General features: G+C 40.1%; 21 protein-coding genes. 16 read left to right on the forward strand and 5 right to left on the reverse strand.

Going from position 1 to position 20,496, the window contains the following annotated elements; genetic code table 11:
* Nucleotides 1-27: 27 nt before the first annotated feature.
* A complete protein-coding gene (locus tag PHEP_RS04845) occupies nt 28-396 on the reverse strand; it encodes a YccF domain-containing protein (RefSeq protein WP_012781133.1) in 369 nt (122 codons plus the stop codon).
* 170 nt (nt 397-566) lie between these two features.
* Between PHEP_RS04845 and PHEP_RS04850 the strand changes: the two genes are divergently transcribed.
* The 5 genes from PHEP_RS04850 (at nt 567) to PHEP_RS04870 (ending at nt 4,910) form a co-directional block, all read left to right on the forward strand.
* Entirely contained in the window at nt 567-2,204 is a 1,638-nt protein-coding gene (locus PHEP_RS04850) for a toxin-antitoxin system YwqK family antitoxin (protein ID WP_012781134.1), read from the forward strand.
* A 26-nt stretch (nt 2,205-2,230) separates the two neighbouring features.
* Complete coding sequence (locus PHEP_RS04855; RefSeq protein WP_036675535.1) at nt 2,231-2,683, forward strand: DUF2059 domain-containing protein; 453 nt, start codon at nt 2,231-2,233, stop codon at nt 2,681-2,683.
* Nucleotides 2,684-2,773: 90 nt separating this feature from the next.
* Entirely contained in the window at nt 2,774-3,124 is a 351-nt protein-coding gene (locus PHEP_RS04860; RefSeq protein ID WP_012781136.1) for a hypothetical protein, read from the forward strand.
* Nucleotides 3,125-3,186: 62 nt separating this feature from the next.
* Entirely contained in the window at nt 3,187-4,245 is a 1,059-nt protein-coding gene (locus tag PHEP_RS04865) for a serine hydrolase domain-containing protein (protein WP_012781137.1), read from the forward strand.
* 101 nt (nt 4,246-4,346) lie between these two features.
* Nucleotides 4,347-4,910 carry a hypothetical protein gene (locus tag PHEP_RS04870; RefSeq protein ID WP_012781138.1) on the forward strand — a complete coding sequence of 188 codons (564 nt, stop codon included), beginning with the start codon at nt 4,347-4,349 and terminating at the stop codon, nt 4,908-4,910.
* Nucleotides 4,911-5,164: 254 nt separating this feature from the next.
* Here PHEP_RS04870 and PHEP_RS04875 read toward each other — a convergent pair whose 3' ends face one another.
* The 4 genes from PHEP_RS04875 to yihA are packed head-to-tail and all read right to left on the reverse strand — an operon-like array spanning nt 5,165 to nt 10,321.
* Nucleotides 5,165-7,120: an amino acid permease gene (locus PHEP_RS04875; protein ID WP_012781139.1), complete on the reverse strand. Its 1,956-nt coding sequence runs from the start codon at nt 7,118-7,120 to the stop codon at nt 5,165-5,167.
* An 11-nt stretch (nt 7,121-7,131) separates the two neighbouring features.
* Complete coding sequence (locus PHEP_RS04880; protein ID WP_012781140.1) at nt 7,132-8,847, reverse strand: M3 family oligoendopeptidase; 1,716 nt, start codon at nt 8,845-8,847, stop codon at nt 7,132-7,134.
* 5 nt (nt 8,848-8,852) lie between these two features.
* On the reverse strand, nt 8,853-9,719 hold the full coding sequence (locus PHEP_RS04885; RefSeq protein ID WP_012781141.1) for a UbiA-like polyprenyltransferase: 867 nt from the start codon (nt 9,717-9,719) through the stop codon (nt 8,853-8,855).
* Nucleotides 9,716-10,321 (reverse strand): ribosome biogenesis GTP-binding protein YihA/YsxC, encoded by a 606-nt coding sequence (yihA, locus tag PHEP_RS04890; RefSeq protein ID WP_012781142.1) that lies wholly within the window; start codon nt 10,319-10,321, stop codon nt 9,716-9,718. The genes PHEP_RS04885 and yihA overlap by 4 nt, the downstream gene beginning before the upstream one ends.
* Nucleotides 10,322-10,373: 52 nt before the next feature.
* Between yihA and ubiE the strand changes: the two genes are divergently transcribed.
* From ubiE to PHEP_RS04945, 11 genes are all read left to right on the forward strand, one after another.
* Entirely contained in the window at nt 10,374-11,105 is a 732-nt protein-coding gene (ubiE, locus tag PHEP_RS04895; protein WP_012781143.1) for a bifunctional demethylmenaquinone methyltransferase/2-methoxy-6-polyprenyl-1,4-benzoquinol methylase UbiE, read from the forward strand.
* Nucleotides 11,106-11,123: 18 nt separating this feature from the next.
* Nucleotides 11,124-11,855 (forward strand): type IX secretion/gliding motility protein PorT/SprT, encoded by a 732-nt coding sequence (porT, locus tag PHEP_RS04900; protein ID WP_012781144.1) that lies wholly within the window; start codon nt 11,124-11,126, stop codon nt 11,853-11,855.
* 196 nt (nt 11,856-12,051) lie between these two features.
* Nucleotides 12,052-12,816 (forward strand): SDR family NAD(P)-dependent oxidoreductase, encoded by a 765-nt coding sequence (locus PHEP_RS04905; RefSeq protein ID WP_012781145.1) that lies wholly within the window; start codon nt 12,052-12,054, stop codon nt 12,814-12,816.
* An 11-nt stretch (nt 12,817-12,827) separates the two neighbouring features.
* Nucleotides 12,828-13,274, forward strand: coding sequence for a GatB/YqeY domain-containing protein (locus PHEP_RS04910; RefSeq protein ID WP_012781146.1), 447 nt, complete (start codon nt 12,828-12,830; stop codon nt 13,272-13,274).
* A 114-nt stretch (nt 13,275-13,388) separates the two neighbouring features.
* The gene (locus PHEP_RS04915) at nt 13,389-14,153 is read left to right on the forward strand and encodes an alpha/beta fold hydrolase (RefSeq protein ID WP_012781147.1); all 765 of its coding nucleotides are present in this window, start codon (nt 13,389-13,391) and stop codon (nt 14,151-14,153) included.
* Nucleotides 14,153-14,815, forward strand: coding sequence for a CBS domain-containing protein (locus PHEP_RS04920; protein WP_012781148.1), 663 nt, complete (start codon nt 14,153-14,155; stop codon nt 14,813-14,815). The genes PHEP_RS04915 and PHEP_RS04920 overlap by 1 nt, the downstream gene beginning before the upstream one ends.
* The gene (locus PHEP_RS04925) at nt 14,815-15,696 is read left to right on the forward strand and encodes an NAD kinase (protein ID WP_012781149.1); all 882 of its coding nucleotides are present in this window, start codon (nt 14,815-14,817) and stop codon (nt 15,694-15,696) included. Before PHEP_RS04920 ends, PHEP_RS04925 begins: the two co-directional genes overlap by 1 nt.
* Before the next feature lies 1 nt (nt 15,697).
* Nucleotides 15,698-16,495: a type IX secretion system protein PorG gene (gene porG / locus PHEP_RS04930; RefSeq protein WP_012781150.1), complete on the forward strand. Its 798-nt coding sequence runs from the start codon at nt 15,698-15,700 to the stop codon at nt 16,493-16,495.
* 19 nt (nt 16,496-16,514) lie between these two features.
* Nucleotides 16,515-17,255, forward strand: coding sequence for an isoprenyl transferase (locus PHEP_RS04935; RefSeq protein ID WP_012781151.1), 741 nt, complete (start codon nt 16,515-16,517; stop codon nt 17,253-17,255).
* A gap of 63 nt (nt 17,256-17,318) precedes the next feature.
* Nucleotides 17,319-19,886, forward strand: coding sequence for an outer membrane protein assembly factor BamA (gene bamA, locus PHEP_RS04940; RefSeq protein WP_036675184.1), 2,568 nt, complete (start codon nt 17,319-17,321; stop codon nt 19,884-19,886).
* Between the two features lie 44 nt (nt 19,887-19,930).
* The gene (locus tag PHEP_RS04945; protein ID WP_012781153.1) at nt 19,931-20,461 is read left to right on the forward strand and encodes an OmpH/Skp family outer membrane protein; all 531 of its coding nucleotides are present in this window, start codon (nt 19,931-19,933) and stop codon (nt 20,459-20,461) included.
* The last annotated feature ends 35 nt before the right edge of the window (nt 20,462-20,496 follow it).

The raw sequence follows: 20,496 nt of genomic DNA on the forward strand, positions 1-20,496 counted from the left end.
TCATCATGTTTTACTAAAGCTACAAAATTACCTGATCGATTTCCCAAAAGGCGTAAAAGCCAGGTTCATCAATTTAAAATGTTGTCTTCCAAATGGAATTCCAACAATTGTAATACAGAGAAGCAAACCGAAAAACAGATGGGTTAGCACAATCCAGAATCCACCAAATAAAAACCAGATGATGTTCATTAGCGTAGATAAACATCCCGTATTGGATGAAGTATCGGTAATTTTGACGCCAAAAGGAGCAAGCCCGACGATAGCGAATTTAAAACATTGTATGCCAAATGGAATTCCTACAATAGTTAGGCATAGGATTAAACCGCCAAATATATATTCAAAGAAGATAAATATGCCGCCAAAAATAATCCAGATGATATTGCCAATTAAATTCATGCAGTATAGACTTTAATAATGCAATATAGTTACAGTATCGGAAATGTTGAGTTGCACTGGATGGCATTTTTCTTTTTTATCCATAATATTTCGTGAATATAATTTATCTTACAAATTATATGGTTAACCGACCACGTGCCTGTAAAATTTATTAAAAGCGACATGAATACATGAAATTGAAATATTACATTTTGACGCTAATCATTATGGTGTTAACAATAGGCAGTTTGAAAGCTCAAAAACAAGAATTTGAATTGACTATTCCTTATAATAGCAATTGGCAGATTTGCCATAGTCAAATTGCTCAATACTTTAGGAACGGAAAACTGGTAATTGATAAATTTACTTATTTTACAGGTGAAGTTATTGATACTTACAAAAATGGCGCTGTGCAAATGAGGGGTGTATATGATGAAAGTGGCATGAAGCAAGGGCTGTTTACTTATTATTATCCTGATGGCAAAATAGAAAGAGAAGGCCACTTCGAAAATGATGATATGAAAGGACTATGGTCATTTTACAATTCTTCCGGAGAACTCATTTTAAAAGCTAAATGTGAAACAAGCAGGGATTTTACGCCACTTTTTTATAGGAATAAAAAGGGTGCCACACTAATTAGTGAGGGCAATGGCAAATTTGAATTAGATCCGCAAGAATACCCAAAAGTAATTGCCAATACTTCTTTTTTTAAAATAAGAAGTTTAGAAGGTGAGCTTATAAACGGCAAAAGAGAGGGGCAGTGGAAATATTATACGCTGGATGCTCCGCTTAGCAAAAATAGTAAGGTAAAAAAACTATTTTACGATGATACTTTTAAGGACGATAAATTCCTTTATGGGAAAAGCTACGGCATGTATGATAACGGAAGAAAATATGTAAAACCTGAAAATCCATTGAGTTTATATCCACTAAAGGATTTACCAATCAGCAAGTTTTTAGCAGATTATGCATTTGGGGATTATATAGCCTCACAAAAGACATTATCCGATTTCCTGTTTAAGAATGCTGAGCCCTTTAGAACTGCCGAATCATTTTTTTATGGCAATAATATGAAGGAATATGAATCTGCGGTACGAGCTGCTATGAATTTATCCGGTGATTTTCAAATTGAATCGATTCCTGAAAAATACTATAATAAAGATTATTGGGTCTTTTTTAATAATGTAACTTTAATGAACAGTAATGATACCATACCCGTTAGCAGTGAAACAGAGATAGATTTTTTGCTGCTTAAAGATGGAGCTATTAAAGATGTAAGCGTGAAAAGTGAATTGCCTGAAGAAGTAACGAAAGCAATGAAATACTATTTTTCACATTTAAAGAAACTTTCTCCTATGCCTTATGCCGATAGTGTTTCAATCCAACTCAGGCTTTCGGTTGAACATAAAATGGGATTTTTAAATGGGGAGAAAGCGTACACTTCGTATGTAATTCTTAGAGATAGAAAGAATGATCAGTCTTACAGAAATTATCTGGTAAAGGACTCTGTTGTACTTACAAGGAAAGCACCTACCTTTGCAGGTAAGGTAACATGGGATACTTTTCTGCAAACCAGTATAAAAAAGTACGCAAATACCATTTCCAAAGGTTCAGGACAAGGTGGTTCCAAATTTATTTTTATCAACTACGTGATAGATGAGCAGGGGAATGTAGTTGATGTAAAGAATGATATTGAACATATGAAAGGGGCATCTGAGTTTTCTGAAGTGTGTGAAAATATAATTAAGAATAGTCCTAAATGGATTCCAGCTGAATTGAACGGGAAAAAAATCAGATATGAAATGAGGCAGGCTTTTCATTTGGATTAGCAGGCAATATGTGTAAATTATTTAACATGAAAATATCCATCTTAACAGTTCTCCTTGCGTTGGTTACAACGTTTTCTTTTGGTCAGGAAAATAATACTTACAAGTCGACATTAACTAAAATGATGCAGGTATCGGGGTCGGAGGTGACCTTTAAAACTGCGATTGACCAAATGATCTCCATGATTAAGCAACAGCAATCAAATATTCCCAACGAATTCTGGGATGAGTTTGTTACCGAGATAAATAAGGATGCAATCGGTAAGCTTGTTGACCTGATATTACCGGTTTATCAGAAGCATTTAACTGAAGCAGATCTGCGCCAACTCATAGCTTTTTATGAAACGCCTATTGGTAAGAAATTTGCAGAAAAAACTCCGTTGATTACCCGTGAATCTATGGCTGCCGGCCAGGAATGGGGACGACAAATAGGGGAAAAAGTAGAGAATAAGCTTAAGGAAAAAGGTTATCTGAAACAATAGAGTGGTGTTTTTTTCCAGGGGGTAAAAAATGCAAGAAACTTCGTTATAATCCTATTTTTTTGCCTTACTTAATATCACGTAAATTAGTACATGCTGAAGATATTGTCCTATTTAAATATTGCGCTTGCATTGGCCTATTTTTTCGGTTACCTGCTCAACAGCTATTCCTGGCCAATTGTCGCTATTTTAATAGTGATTGTATTTAATGGGATGGTACTGCGCCATCTTGAAAATGAGAAAGCATTTAACCCCGTTCATTATGTGCTTGCATTTTTAAACATGGTGTTTGCTATATTTCTAAGCATTTGGGCATTCCATATCTTGCAATCATCTATTGAACACAATTATTTTGTGGACAGTGGCATCTATCTTGGCTTAACGACACTGTTTGTACTCAGTATCATGCTTCATTTGCTGCTGCTGTTTAGAAAACAATATTGAATTTCATACAAAGACAGGTTTTAAATTTTGAAACTTTTCTGTTTGAACTGTGTCTATTGGGTATGAAAAAGCTGGTTGTTCTGTTTGTTTTACTTATTGGTTGTAAGTTTGTTACAGCGCAGGTTGGGGGTGCTAACCCCATGCGGACAGGGTTGGACTCTGTTGTTGATAAAACAGCACAGGCTTACATGTTAAAAAAAGGCAGGGTAGGACTTTCTATCGGTATTGTAACGGCCCGGGGCATACATAAGTACCATTATGGTGAGGTTGCCCCAGGTACTAAAAAACTACCTGATGACTATTCCATCTATGAGATAGGTTCTATTACCAAAACATTTACAGGTTTGCTGGTAGCACAGGCTATTGTTGAAGGTAAAATGGAAATGAATGCGGATATCCGCAAGTATCTTCCCGGACGCTTTTCAAACCTGCAGTATGCGGGGGGCGAAGCGATAAAGCTAGGCAGTGTACTTACACATACTGCCCAGCTACCCTTTAGCTTTGAGGCCGGTGATGAAGCTTCTTTTTTGAAACAATTGGCGGAACTTAAGGTAGATTCGCTGAAACCCAGATATGCCTATTCGAATGTTGGTTATAAATTGCTGGGCTATGCCCTGGAACAGATGTACCAGCTTCCTTATGATGAACTGCTGGCCCGGAACATAACCAGTGTATTAAAAATGAAGGATACCCGGGTAAGCTATGCCAATAAGGACAGGCTGTTGCAAGGCTTTGATAAGGATGGAAAACCGACCAGCCCTATATCGGCTGTAATGCCTGGTGCCGGGGCTATACATTCGAACCTGGAGGATATGCTGAAATATACGGTTTATCAGCTTGCTGAAAATGATGCAGCTGTGAAGCTAACCCACCGGGTGATGTATGGGAATGTAGACCAGAATGCAAAAGGTTTGCAATGGGATATAGGAAAAACCAGGAACTGGGATTATTATATCCGCGCAGATGGGGGAACTGAAGGTTTCAGGACTTTTTGTGCATTGTATCCCGACGAAAGCATAGGCATTGTGCTGCTGAGCAACCAAACAGATGATATGACCGGAGGTGATTTGTATGGTATAATTGTGGCCGTTTTAGGGGAACTGAAAAGCAAGAAAAATTAAAACTAATCCCATTGAGCAACAGGATAAAATAACTACACTTTAGCAGAAGCTAGGACTTTTGCTAAAATAATTTGTCTAGTTTTGAGCAATTAAACATGTTCATGAAGAAAAAACTCTTATTAGTAGCGCTACTCGGATTATCTAAGTTAACCAACGCACAAGAAGCCAAAGTCGAAAAATCTGTATTCGGTGTTCAAACCGGGTATCTTGGACTTTGGGTAAACAATGAAAGCAGACTTGCCGACAAATTTGTAATAAGAACAGAGGTAGGTTTTGACGCTGGATTCTGGGCAAACAGTTTTTACGATCAGACTGGATTTTTAATGGCTCCGGTACTTATAGTTGAGCCAAAGTATTATTACAACATGGCCAAACGCCTGGAAAAAGGAAGGAATATTTCTGACAATGCCGCCAACTACTTGTCGATAAAAACAAGTTATCATCCGGATTGGTTTGTGGTGTCAAACTACGACAATATCAATGTGATCAGCGACATTTCTATAATACCAAGCTGGGGCATCAGAAGAAACCTGGGTAAAAATTTCAACTATGAATTGGGACTGGGACTTGGAGTTCGCTATATTTTTGCGAAACAAGCTGGCTATGCTGAAAATGAGATTAATTTAGCAGATAACATAAGTTTTAAAATAGGGTATAAGTTTTAGGAAAGAAGATCCAGGTATCTGGCTACTGGTGCTGCTGGTTGATGAAACGTTTTTACCAAACAAATAAGGCTCCGGGGAGGAGCCTTTATTGTTGGTCGTCCGACCAAACAATTATAGGGATAATTAGGAGGGCAACTTAATCCTGTTCAATTGATTCCACACCGGAATTAACTTAACATTTGTAATATATAATAAATTACTAATCTAATGTAAAGATATATTCTCAAATTTTATAATAAAAATCGAAAATTTTTCTATTTGGTAATCTTTTCTACATTGAGTTTACTGTTTTTAAATCCATATAGAAAATAAACTACCAGGCCAACGATGAGCCAGATGCCAAATCCGATCCAGTTAGAGATGCCCAGCTCGCACATCATATACAGGCAGCTGATCAGGCCCAGTACCGGTATAAGTGAAAGGTTTTTGGTGATGCAGAACCAGATAATATACAGGCTGATAAAGAAAAATATCCACATGGGTATTTTGTGCCTGAACAGTGCCCATCCCTGTTCATATTTCTTTTCGGGGCTTATGGCAGATTTATCTATGAAACGCTGGTATTGCTGTGCAGTTAATTTATTCAGATAGGCCTCAGCATCAATATTATGTCCAATCAGGTTTACTTTGGCCTGTTCGGCTTTAATTTCATCCTTAATTGTTAACCTTTCAGCATCATTTAATAAAGTAATGATCTTTACAGGGTCGTTGATAACAGGTTTGTTGAAAATGAAGGCACTGCTTTCATTTTTATATATGGTAAAGCCCAAAACAAGTATCCCAATGAACAATGGTGGAACAATATATTTTGAATTGATGTAAGGGATTTTAAATTTTCCCCTTTTTACATCCGGTTTGTTTTGTAAAACCAATACCCCTGCGCAAACCAGAACAAAGGCAAACAAAGTGCCTATGGAGCACAGATCTGTTACTATGGTGAGGTTCATGAACAATGAAGGTACGGCCACCACAAAGCCCACCACAATGGTAGCAAAAGAGGGTGTTTTGTATTTGGGGTGGATTTTAGAGAATGATTTGGGCAATAGACCGTCCCTGCTCATGCTCATCCAGATTCTTGGCTGCCCCATTTGGAATACCAGTAATACACTGGCCATGGCAAAAACAGCACTTACAGCAATGATGCCGCTCATGAGTTTCAGATCGATCTGATCAAATACAAAAGCTAAAGGGTCTCCAACAGATAAGAGACTGTAGTTTACAATTCCGGTTAGCACCAATGCAATGGCGACGTATAAGATGGTACAGATAATAATTGCCCACATCATCCCCCGGGGCAAATCGCGTTGCGGGTTTTTACATTCTTCGGCAGTGGTAGAGATGGCGTCAAAACCTATGTAAGCAAAAAATACAGCCGATACACCTTTCAGCACGCCCGATACCCCATTGGGTGCAAAAGGGCTCCAGTTTCTGGTGTCTACATAAAATACGCCTACAGCTAGTACCAGCAAAATGACAGCGAGCTTTACGACAACCATGGCGTTGCTGGCATTTCTGGATTCTTTCATTCCTCTGTACACCAGCCAGGTAATGAATATAATGATGCCCAGCGCCGGCAAATCTGCAACAAGATGGAAATTGCCGATTCTTGGTGCCGTGTTCCAGGCACTGCTGGCTATTCTGGTGGCATCGTCAAGGTTGGCAAAGTTTTTCCCCGCATGGATAAGGGCCTCAGCATGTTTATGGCCGTTATAGGCCGTAAGGTAATCCATCGTCATCCAGTCGGGCAAATGGATCCCGTTTATATTCAGGGCCGGGATTCGTATAGAGGAGAGGAGCCCGGTAAAGTAATCGGACCAGGAAATGGCCACGGTAATGTTGCCTATGGCATATTCCATAATGAGCGACCAACCAATGATCCAGGCAACAAGTTCACCAAAAGCTACATAAGAATAGGTATAGGCACTTCCGGATACCGGTACCATTGAGGCAAATTCTGCATAAGCAAAGGCGGCAAAACTGCAGGCAACGGCGGTAAAAATGAATAAAAAGATAACAGCAGGCCCCCCTTCGGCGCTGGCCTTGCCAATGGTGCTAAAAATACCTGCTCCTATAATTGCAGCAATCCCAAAAGCAGTAAGATCTCTTACACCTAAAGTTTTATGCAGGGAAGTTCCATGCTCATTGTACCCTTTCTCAGCATCCGCCAATATTTTGTCAATAGATTTTTTCCTGAACAGTTTCTCCAGCATAAATTTGGTCTTTAGTTTAATTTCTGCAATTCATCTTTTACAAAACTGGCAAGCTGTTCTATATAACTTAAACTAAAATCGAATTTTATCCCTGCAGTTTCATAAATTTCATTAATTGGTTTTGTATAACCTAATGAAAGTGCATTAAGATATTGTTCCAGCGCTTTGGAAGGATTTTCTTTATAATTTTTCCAGATGGCAATGGCCCCTAACTGGGCAATGGCATATTCAATGTAGTAAAAAGGGACCTCAAAAAGATGCAGCTGTTTTTGCCAGATGTTTCCAAATTCCTTTTCCTGGCCATCCCAGTTGGCAAAGCCTGCCCCAAAACGGGTGTAAATTTGTTTAAAGGCCTCCTCACGGTCGGCCGCATTATGACTGGGATTGGTATAGATCCAGTGCTGGAACTGGTCGATAACAGCCACCCAGGGCAAGGTTTTGAGTACATCTACCAGCTGTTCTTTTTTTGCACGGATCAGGTCTTCTTCATTGTCGAAGTAAATGTTCCAGTTGTCCATAGAGATCAGCTCCATACTCATTGAAGCTAACTCTGCAACTTCGGAAGGACAATGTTTAAAGTCGTTCAGCTCCAGGTTTGCAGTGAGGAAGGTATGTACTGCGTGCCCGCCTTCATGTACCATTGTTGTTAAATCGCGCAAAGAATTGGCCGAGTTCATAAAAATAAAGGGGGCTCCGGTTTCTGCCAGTGGGTAGTTATATCCACCTGGTGCTTTGCCTTTCCTGCTTTCCACATCAAAAAGGTTGTTTGCTTTCATGATGGACAACATTTGTCCGAGCTTAGGATCAATAACATTGAAGCAGGCTATGCTTTTATCTATCAGTTCCCCGCCATTTTTGAAGGGCTTAAGCGCAGGTTTTCCGGTGGTGCTCACCTCCATATCCCATGGCTTAAGTGGGGCTATATCCAACAGTTCTGCCCTTTTTTCTGCCTGTTCTTTAAGGATTGGTACAATCTGCTTTTCAATGGCCTCATGAAAATGATAGCAGTCCTGAGGGCTATAGTCAAAGCGACCCAAAGCCTGGAACATATAATCGCGGTAGTTTTCGAAACCGGCATTTAAAGCTACTTCATGACGCATCACGATGAGCTCATCAAACAGCATGTTCAATTCGTCCTTGTCCACCATACGACGTTGTTGTATAGTTTCCCAGGCCTGTTGTCTGACTTGTCTGTCTGTATCTTTAATAAAATTCGCGGCCTGTTCCAGGGTATATTCCTGGCCATTGAGGGTTACACTCATGGCACCTGTAATGCCCTGGTATTTTTGCTGGGTAACCTGCAGCCTGGTCAGCAGCTCCACGTTTTCTTCCCTGTAAATTTCGAGTGCTTTTCTGATTGCCCGGATATAGACAAAAAACTTGTCCTGGTCCAGTTCATCAATAAATGGGCTATCGTTAAATTTCTGGTTCAGCTTGTTGGCAACCGGAGAAATTTTAGGTTCAATTTCGGTAGCAAAATACTGGAAATCCTTAACCAGGCTTTCATTTGCTGTATCACAGCTCATCCTGATGTATCGCCAGGCAAAATCTTCTTCCAGGGCTGCTTCCAGTTCACTTTTGTCTTTAAGCCATTGTTCCAGTTCCTGAACATTCCCGATCGGACGTTCCAATAGCTCATTTAAAATAACTTCCAGGTTTTCCCATTTGATTTGAAGGTCCTGCGGGATATAAACTCTTTTTTTCTTGGGTATGGTAAGGTTGATCATAGGATCTAAAAATTATAATTGGTTCTTAAAAAAGCATCCAGTAAAAAACAAATTGCAAAAATAACAGAGGCCATGCCGTTTGTGGTAGCAAAAGCTTTGTTTACTTTACTAATGTCGTTAGGTTTTACCAGCAGGTGCTGGTAGATGAGCATGAAGCAAAAAAATGCAACACCAACATAATACACCCAGCTAAAAGTAGTAAAACATACCGGCAGTATCACACAAAGCGCCGATAAAACGTGAAGGCCTATAGAAAGGTTTAAGGCATTTTTAATGCCCAGAGCTGCAGGAATGGAGTGTAATTTTTCGTCCCTGTCAAAATCTTCATCCTGCAGGGCATAAATGATGTCGAAACCACTAACCCAAAACAATACGGCAAACGAATACAGTACCGGTACCAGGTTAAACACTCCGGTTACCGCAATGTAAGCACCAATAGGGGCCAATGAAAGCCCCAGGCCTAAAACCAGGTGGCACAGGGCGGTAAATCTTTTGGTATAACTATAAAAAAGTACCACAAACAGGGCTACCGGCGAAAGGTAAAGACACAAATTATTGATAAATGCAGTGGTAAGGATAAAAAGGATACAGTTGATGATGACGAATAGCAGTGCTTCTTTTGCAGATACCTTACCGGCAGGGATGTCGCGCATTTTTGTCCTGGGGTTTTTGGCGTCAATATTCCTGTCCAGATACCGGTTAAAAGCCATGGCTGAATTGCGTGCAAATACCATGCACAACAAAACCAGGACGAGTTTAAGCCAGTTAAATGGATTTTCGGTGGTGGTTACGCCAAGAAAGAAGCCGATCAATGCGAAAGGCAGGGCAAAGACAGAATGGGCAAACAGGACTAGTGAAAAATACTTCTTCATGGCATTACAAAGTCTAGGTTTACCTGTTCAATAAATTCCAGCACTTTTTCCTTTCCGGTTCCTTTTTCGGCTGAGGTGACAAAATAAGGAGGGATCTCTTCAAACCATCCACCCAGGGCTTTTTTAAATAAAGCAACATTCTTATCCGTTTTTACGGTAGATTGTTTGTCGGCCTTTGTAAAGATCAGTGCAAAGGGGATCTGGATTTCTCCCATCCAGCAGCAGAATTCAAGATCTATCTTTTGTGGTTCCAGCCTGCTGTCTATCAAAACGAATACGCATTGCAGGCTTTCCCTTTTTGTGATGTAGTTGCGGATAAATTTTTCCCAGTTTTCCCTGCTGGTTTTGGATACTTTGGCATAGCCATAACCGGGTAAATCGACAATATACCATTTCTCGTTGATCAGAAAATGATTGATGAGCTGGGTTTTACCGGGCCTTTGTGAGGTTTTGGCCAGTCCGTGCTGGTTAACCAGCATGTTGATCAGTGATGATTTTCCTACATTTGACCGTCCGATGAATGCATATTCGGGCATGTTGGCTACAGGTAAAGCGGAAACCTTTGTATTGCTGCAAATAAAAGTTGCTGATTTTATAATCATTTGACAAAGGTAGAAAAATAGAATTCAACAATACTTATCTTTGCACCATACTATGAACGAAAACATTACACCTTATCAATCTCAAACTGCAACAAAGAAGGAGCAGGTAGCCAGTATGTTCAATAATATTTCGGGAACTTATGATTTTTTAAATCATTTTATGTCGCTCGGAATAGACATCCTTTGGCGTAAGAAAGCGATCAGAGAACTTAGATCCATTCGGCCGCGTGTAATGCTGGACGTAGCAACCGGTACCGGGGATTTTGCTTTTGAAGCGATAAAGATCCTGCAACCGGAGAAAATTATAGGTGTCGATATTTCGGAAGGCATGCTGGATGTGGCGCGAAAAAAAATACAGGAAAGGAATTTGCAACACGTTTTTTCTGTGCAACCCGGAGATTCTGAAGGCTTGCAGTTTAACGATGACCATTTTGATGCCATTACTGTGGCCTTTGGGGTAAGGAATTACGAAAACCTGGAGAAAGGGCTTGCTGATATGTACAGGGTTTTAAAACCGGGCGGTAAAATGGTGATCCTGGAATTTTCAAAACCAAGGGCTTTTCCTGTTAAACAGGGATACAATTTTTATTTTAAATACATTACCCCCTTATTTGGAAAGCTGTTTTCGAAAGATCAGCGTGCTTATGAGTACCTGCCGGAATCTGTAGCGGCATTTCCTGATGGTGATGATTTTCTTCGCCTGATGGATAAGATTGGTTTTAAAGAAACCAGGGACATCAGGCTTACTTTTGGAATAAGTGCAATATATACTGGTATTAAATAAGTTCCTAGCTGAACAGAAATGCTGATAAAAAAAATATACCTGCTGCTTTGTTGCTTTTTAGCCTTTTATAGTGCTAAGGCCCAGAACTGGGGTGGGGGCGTAGATGACGCTGGTTTGCATTTCGGTTTTACTTTTCAATACATTGCTTCTGAGTATAAAATATTAAAGAAAGAAAACTGGCGTGACCCTTTTATTGATCCCGATACCGGATTGCCCGTATCAGGATCTTTAAAGTCGATCTCATCCAAATCTTCACCGGGCTTTGGAATTGGCTTTGTGGTAAACCAGCGCATCAATGAAAATGCCGACTTCAGGTTTACGCCGAGCCTGGTTTTTAACGACCGCCTGGCTTATTATGATTTTGAGGGAGAAGAGACGCCGATAGAAAAGAAGGTACAGGCTACAATGGTAGAACTGCCGCTTAGCCTTAAAATAAAATCTGACAGGAGAAATAATTTCCGGGCCTATGTAATTGGGGGAGCGAAATATGCTATAGACATTGCATCAAAGAAAAGGAGCAATGATGCACCGAATGCACCGATGGATAAATTTTTAAAGAACAGAAAAAACTTTTTGTCCTACGAGGCCGGCTTTGGTTTTGACCTGTACTTTGAATATTTCAAAATGTCGCCCGAAATTAAACTGTCCTATTCCTTTAACGATGTGCTGAAAAACGATCCAAGTCCTTATTCGGCACCAATTGATAAGCTCCAGTTGCGTCATGTGACTTTCAGTTTATTTTTTGAGTAAGCTGCCAAATAAAATTTTAATAGCTTTGCTTGTTCAAAAAATATTGGGAAGACACATTGTCATTTTGTTCGGTATTAAAAAAAATACATTGATAATTACAGCATGTTACAATACACTCGTACCTTTTCAGATATTTTTTGATTAAAAACTTATTCAGATGGACCATCATGAGTTTAGTTCGTCAACACATTAAAAAATGATACAGATGAAAACCGCATTAATTACCGGGGCAACTTCGGGTATCGGAGCCGCATGTGCCCATTTATTTGCCGCTCAGGGTTACAATTTAATTTTGGTAGCCCGGCGGGCGCAGCTGCTTGCAGATCATGCAAAGCATCTTGAAGATAAATATGCCATTGAAGTAAAAAAGATTGTGGCCGATGTAAGGGATTTTGAGAATCTGTCGTATCACCTTGAAACTTTACCCGCACAATGGAAAAAGGTAAACGTACTGATCAATAATGCCGGTTTGAGCCAGGGCCTGGAGCCCATCAATAAAGGAAGTGTGGAGGATTGGGATACCATGATTGATACCAATATTAAGGGCTTGCTTTATTCCACAAAGATCGTATCTAACTGGATGGTAGCTGAAAAAAGCGGGCACATTATAAATATTGGTTCTATTGCCGGTAAAGATGTGTATCCTAACGGGAACGTTTATTGTGCAACCAAACATGCCGTAGATGCATTGAATAAGGGGATGCGGATAGATTTATTGCCGCATGGTATCAAAGTTACTGCAATTCATCCGGGTCTGGTAGAAACAGAATTTTCTATTGTACGTTTTAAAGGAGATGAGGGAAGGGCCAAAAAAGTTTATGATGGTTTGGAGCCCTTAATTGCAGATGATATTGCGGAAGCGATATGGTTTGCGGTAAGCAGGCCGGCCCATGTAAACATAAATGATATGCTGATTATGCCAACTGCACAGGCAAATGGTACAATAATAGACAGGAAATAATTTAAAATGATATGATATCGAATACAATAGATCAGGAAATAAAACAAGCCATGCTGGCTAAAGACCAGGCCAAACTGCGGGGCTTAAGAGCGATAAAAGCAGCTTTGTTACTGGCCAGAACAGAAAAAGGGACGGCAGAGGAAATTACTGAGGAAACGGAACTGAAACTTTTACAAAAACTGATCAAACAAAGAAAAGAATCGGCCGATATTTATAAACAACAGGGCCGGGAAGACCTGAGCAGGGTAGAGGAAGAGGAAATAGAAGTGATCAGTGTATTTATGCCAAAGCAGCTTGGAGCGTCGGAAATTGAAGCGATTATTGCAGGGCTTATAAAAGATTCGGGTGCAGTTTCTGTTAAAGATATGGGTAAAGTAATGGGACTTGCCAACAAGGAGCTTGCCGGCAAAGCAGATGGGAAATTAATAGCTGAAATTGTAAAAAAGCAATTGGCATAAATTGTGCTGCTGCTTAGTTGATATAGCTGTTTTCAATAAATTAATATATTATATTACATTAAATTAATTTTACTCTACTAACTTAGTAGCAATAATCATACACAAAATACTTATATGACATACGAAGTAATAGACGAAGGTGGGTTTAAATATATAGAAGCCGGAAAAGGTGAAACCCTGGTATTACTTCATGGTTTAATGGGAGAATTGAGCAACTGGGAGCCGGTAATTGACCGTTTTAAAGAAAATTACCATGTTCTGGTGCCTATTTTGCCTATTTATGAGCTTCCTATCCTGACACTGGGGGTGAGAAGTTTGTCTAAATACATCAACAGATTTTTAAAATATAAGAAAGTTAACCAGGTGGTTCTGATTGGTAATTCCCTTGGTGGCCATGTGGGGCTGGTATTTACCATCGCGCATCAGGAAAATGTAAAGGCCCTGGTACTTACGGGCAGCTCTGGTTTATACGAAAATGCTTTTGGCGGTTCTTTTCCAAGAAGGGAAAGCTACGATTACATCCGTGAAAAGGTAGAGTTTACCTTTTATGATCCGGCAACGGCAACCAAGGAACTGGTAGACGAGGTATATAAAACGGTAAATGAACGTTCCAGGGTAATCCGGATTCTGGCCCTGGCCAAATCGGCCATAAGACACAATATGTCTAAAGATCTTTCGAGGATAACCATACCTGTTTCCTTAATATGGGGAATGCAGGATAAGGTAACCCCACCGGATGTGGCAGAAGAATTTCATGAGCTTTTACCCAATTCGGAACTGAACTGGGTAGATAAATGCGGACATGCCCCTATGATGGAGCGTCCGGAGATCTTTAATGAATACCTTCAAACTTTTTTAAACAGAATTTTACTTAAATAATGCTGGCAACCGAACTCATATCTAATTCAATACCACCGCTTAGGACTTCTGATTCAGCGCAGAAAGCTATGGAACGGATGACTGAGTTCAAACTTTCCCATCTGCCCATTGTAAACGAAAGCCAGTTTTTAGGATTGCTTGCAGAAGATGAACTGATAGAGGTTAGAGATTTGGGGGTGCCCATAGGGAGCCTTTCTTTGTCGCTCTTAAACCCTTTTGTTTATGAGGATGCACATATTTACGACATCATCAGGTTGCTGACCCAGTTGAACCTGTCAGCTGTTCCGGTATTGGACTACAAAAAGAATTACCTGGGCCTGATCACCATCAATACCCTGATTGCCTCTGCAGCCAGTATCTTTGCCGTTGCCGCACCAGGAGGGATTATTGTGTTGGAAATCAGTAACAGGAACAATTCTTTGGCCCATATGGCGCAAATTGTTGAGGCCGATAATGCACAGATCCTTTCTTCTTATGTGCAATCATTCCCCGATTCTACAAAACTTGAAGTTACCCTGAAAATTAATAAAACAGAATTGTCGGGCATTATTGCCTCTTTTGAACGGTATAATTATCAGGTGAAAGCCGTATTTAACAGTACAAAAGCAGATGACGGAACCGAAGACCGCTTCAATTCATTTATGAATTATTTAAACGTATAATGAAAATTGCTATCTACGGTAGAGAGTTCAATAATAGTGTATTGCCTTATGTACAGGAGGTTTTTAATGTTCTGGAACAGTATAAAAGCCCAATTCTTGTCTACAAAAAATACCTCGATTTTATAAAGGATAAGATTAAGCTCCCCGACCATATTAAGGTTTTTTCATCGCATACGGAATTGCCCGGACAGACTGACGTATTGGTCAGTTTAGGCGGGGACGGGACTTTGCTGGATACACTGGCGCTGATCCGTGATTCGGGTATACCTGTTATAGGTATCAATTTTGGCAGGCTTGGTTTCCTGGCCAGCATCAATAAAGATGAAATAAAAAAGGCAATTGATGCCTTAAAGAATAAAGAGTATTCACTTGATAAAAGAACCTTGCTAAGTTTAGCATCTACTTATGACCTTTTCGGAGAAGCGAATTTTGCGCTGAATGACATCACCATACACCGGAGAGATAATTCTGCGATGATGATCATCCATGCCTACATGAACAATGAGTTTGTGAACTCTTACTGGGCTGATGGATTAATTATTGCAACGCCGACAGGGTCGACAGCTTATTCTTTAAGCTGCGGCGGTCCTATTATTTATCCCAGCTCGCAGAACTTTGTGATTACCCCCATAGCCCCGCACAATTTAAATGTACGGCCGGTAATTGTTCCTGATGATGTGTCTTTAACCTTTGAGGTGGAAGCAAGAAGTGCAAAGTTCCTGGTGTCTTGTGATTCGCGCACAGAAACGGTAGACCGGTCTGTGAAAATAACTTTAAATAAGGCTAAATTTCATGTAAACCTGATCAGGCTCAATAATGAGAGCTACCTGACCACATTGCGGAATAAATTACTTTGGGGTATTGATACCCGGAATTATTAATATGCGTTACAGCCCACAACTGACTTGCTTTCTTGTCCTTTTTGGGACGGTGACGGCATTTGCCCAGACTTTCGAGCTTGGGGTAATGGCGGGTGGAGCAGGTTATATGGGCGATCTGAACCCGGATAAGCCATTAAAGATAAGCTGGATTTCGGCAGGGGCCTATGCCAAACTGAACCTTGACCCGTATTGGGCCGTAGGTTTGCATTATACTTATGGTAAGATCAGGGCCAATGATGCTTTTTCCGAAAATGCAGATTTTAAAAACCGGAACATTAATTTTAAGACCCCATTAAATGAGGTAAGTGTACAGGTTGATTTTAACTTTCTCAATTATTTTGCGGGTGGAGGAACAAAGAAGTTTACACCTTATATATTTACCGGGATAGGGGGTGTGTTTTATAGCCCAAAGGGTACTTATGACGATACTGAATACAATTTAAGGTATTATCAGACCGAGGGCCAGGCGGCAACTTACAGGAATTATGCATTAACCATTCCTTATGGTGTAGGGATAAAAGTACAGATGAAGGAGAACTGGGGATTGTTTTCGCAGATTGGATACCGGACAGCGCATACCGACTACCTGGATGATGTTAGTGGGGTGTATCCTGATGCTGCGGTATGGCCGGATGACGGATCAAGGGCCTTGCGGCAACACTTATCAAACCCCTCAGTTATACCAAATTATGGTGCTCCTGGTACCCAGCGGGGCGATTTTAGAAAAAGAGATACATATATGTTTGTAGGTATTGGCATATCTTATACCTTTGTGTCCCAAAAATGTTATACATTTTAAGCATATTTGCGGTAAATAAATGGGATTTAAAGAACAAATAGACATTACACGCTTACCAGAGCACATTGCCATTATCATGGATGGGAATGGAAGATGGGCAAAAAATCAAGGTAAATTCAGGGCTTTTGGTCATGAAAGCGGTGTGCTGTCTGTAAAGGATATCGTTGAAGGTTGTGTAGACATCGGGATCAAATACCTTACCGTTTACGCTTTTTCAACAGAGAACTGGAACAGGCCTGTTGAGGAAGTGAATGCATTGATGGAACTGCTGATCACAACGATCAATCAGGAAACGGAAACACTGACCAAAAACAACATCAGGCTGAATGCCATCGGAGATATTGCCTCGCTTCCTCAAAAATGTATTGAAGATTTGAAGAGCGCAATGGATAAGACGGCCAATAATACCCATTGTACCTTAACACTGGCTTTAAGTTACAGTGCCAAATGGGAAATTATTGAAGCTGCAAAGAAACTTGCGGTACAGGTAAAAGCCGGAAAAATAGATATTGATGAGATTAATGAAGCCCATTTTTCGGCCCAGTTGACCACCATAAATATGCCCGATCCTGAATTGATGATCAGGACCAGCGGTGAACATAGGATCAGTAATTTTTTATTGTGGCAAATGGCCTACACTGAATTGTATTTTACGGATACCCTGTGGCCAGACTTTAGAAGGGAAGACCTTTTTGAAGCGATTGTAGACTACCAGAAACGCGAACGCCGCTTTGGTAAAATTAGTGAACAATTGAACTAATTTTACTTTTAACACTTTTTAACATGTGTTTAAATTAACTTAGCATCGATTTTTAGATTGTAAATGAAAAGAATATACCAACTTATATTATTGTTGTTGATTGGTTTACCAACAATGGCACAGATCACCCGCCCCCAGTCCAATCCTGCAGCTCCTACTTTAAAAGTAAAAGGACTTGAACTGGATTATTTTAACCCGAAAGAGTATATCATTGGTGGTACTACCCTAACAGGTACCCAATATCTGGATAAAGACGTGATCATTACCTTGTCAAAACTGATCAAAGGCGAAAGAGTTATACTTCCGGGTGAAGCTACGGCCAATGCAATCAAAAATCTTTGGGCCCAGGGGCTGTTTGATGATATTCAACTGGATATTACTAAAATAGTAGAAGATACCGTGTATTTTGATATTGAGGTAGTTGAGCGTCCGCGTCTCAGCTCTTTTGAATTTACAGGGGTAAGTAAATCCCAAAAAACGGATATCATTGAAAAACTAGGTGAAAAAGCAGGAAAAGCCATTATCAACGATAACCTGTATAACAGCACCACTGCTACAATTAAAAAGTTTTTGCTGGAAAAGGGGTATTTCTTTACCAGTGTTGAATACAAGACCAAGCCAGACCCCAGTCAGGACAACAGTGTAATATTACAGGTTGCCGTAAATAAGGGCAGGAAAGTTAAAGTCCACGAGATCAATTTTACAGGCAATAAGGATTTTTCTTCGGCCAAACTGCGTAAGTATCTGAAAAAAACAAAACAACAGGCTTTTTATAAGGTATTTGGTTCAGGAAAATTCAATAAAGAAAAATACGACGAAGATAAGACCAAGCTCATTGCTAAAATGCACGATAAGGGTTATCGGGATGCGGTAATTCTGAAAGACAGCATTTATCAGTACAGCGATAAAGCGGTGGGCATTAAGATCGATCTGTTTGAAGGACCTAAATATTATTTCGGGAACATTACCTGGGTAGGAAATGCAAAATACAATACCGACTTTTTACAAAGGGCTTTAGGCATTGAAAAGGGTGAGGTATTCAGCGAAGAGAAGTTAGAAAAAAAATTAAGGGGAAGTGCCAACGGGGATGACGTGTCCAGCATTTATTTGAATGATGGTTATTTAACATTTAACGTTGATCCGGTACAGACCAAAATTTATGGTGATACTGTTGAAATGGAGATGCGGATTTATGAAGGCCCACAGTACACCAATAACCGCATTACGGTTAAGGGGAACACGATTACAAATGACCGTGTTGTTTTACGTGAGGTGCGTACAAAACCGGGCGAGAAATTCTCTAAAGACCTGTTGATCCGGACAGTTCGTGAGATCGGTCAGCTGGGTAATTTTGATGAATCAAAAACCAATCCTGTACCGAAGCCAAACCCTGCAGATGGGACAGTGGATATTGAATATACGGTAGAAGAAAAACCTTCAGATCAGATTGAACTTTCGGGTGGTTTTGGTGGTGGTAACATCATCGGTACATTGGGTTTAACCTTCAACAACTTCTCCTTAAGAAACCTGTTTAATTTAAGTGCCTACAAACCTTTACCTAAAGGGGACGGACAAAAGCTAAGCTTGCGTGGGCAAACCAATGGTAAATACTACCAGTCGTATAGTTTCTCTTTCTCTGAACCATGGTTAGGTGGTAAAAAACCGATCAGCTTTGGGGTAAGTGCTTTTACTTCCTTACAGTCTAACGGAGGAAGAAGTTATTATGGTACAATTGATCCATCCAGCAGTCAGTACCAAAAGATTCGCCTGAATGGGGTTACAGTAAGTTTGGGAAGAAGACTGAACTTCCCGGATAACTATTTTCAGTTAACACATGCGATCAATGTACAGCAATATATCCTGAACAATTATCCAGGGTTCCTGTTTAGTACAGGTACTTCATACAACCTTAACCTTACACAGGAACTGAGCAGGGACTCAAGGGATTCCCCGATTTTCCCGACAGGTGGTTCTTATTTTAAATTTACGGTACAGGCTACACCGCCTTATTCTTTACTGAATAACGTAAATTATGCAACAGCATCTGATAAACAACGTTATAAATTTACGGAGTACCACAAATGGAAATTTGAATCGCAGTGGTTCCAGCGGTTAGCTGGTAAGTTTGTTGTGAAAGCACAAGCCCAGTTTGGGTTCCTGGGTTCGTATAACAGTGCGGTTGGACAATCGGCTTTTGAAAGGTTTAAACTTGGTGGAGATGGTATGCAGGGATTTGATTTCCTTCAGGGATCGGAGCTGATCGCTATGCGCGGATATGCCAATAACTCCGTAATACCGGTAGGTGCCAATCCTAATATTGCACAACAATCGGGTAGCCCTATATTTACCAAATATGTAATGGAGTTAAGATACCCGGTAATTGCAAGTCAGCAGGCTACGGCATTTTTAACGGCATTTGCCGAAGGTGGAAATACCTGGAATAAGTTTGCCGACTTTAATCCGTTTAACGTAAGACGCTCTGCAGGTTTTGGTGCAAAAATATTTTTACCGATATTTGGATTGCTGGGAATAGATTGGGGATATGGATTTGATAAGATTCCGGGTTCACCAGATGCCAACAAAGGACAGTTCCACTTTAGTATAGCACAGCAGCTTGGCGGATTTAATTAATAAAACACACAATAAACCCGATACAAAATAAAATCATCGTACTAATGAAAAAGTATATTTTAATTTGCATCTTGCTGTTTACAGGGATGGGTGCATTTGCACAAAAGTTTGCTTATGTTGATACAGAATATATTCTGAAACATTTACCTGATTATAAATCGTCATTAAATCAGTTAAATGTTTTGTCGCAACAATGGCAAAGACAAGTGGACAACAACTTTACTGAGATAGATAAAATGTATAAAGCCTATCAGGCAGATCAGGTGTTGCTGACTGATGATATGCGCAAAAGGAGAGAGAATGACATTATAGAAAAAGAAAAGCAGGCAAAAGAATTTCAACGCAAAATATTTGGTCCGGAAGGTGAATTGTTTCAGGCCCGTGCCAAATTGTTACGCCCTATCCAGGATGGCGTAACAAAGGCGGTAGCAGAAGTAGCAAAGGCCAAGCTCCTTGACTTTATTTTTGACAAGAGCAGCGAGGCTACGATGATGATCTATGCCAGCAGTGGTTATGATGTAAGTAACGATGTGATTAAAAGATTAGGCTATAAGCCAGATTCGACGATTAAATAAATATATTAAACATAAATTAGAAACAATTATTAAGA

Origin of the sequence: Pedobacter heparinus DSM 2366 (assembly GCF_000023825.1) — a bacterium.
Lineage (GTDB): Bacteria > Bacteroidota > Bacteroidia > Sphingobacteriales > Sphingobacteriaceae > Pedobacter > Pedobacter heparinus.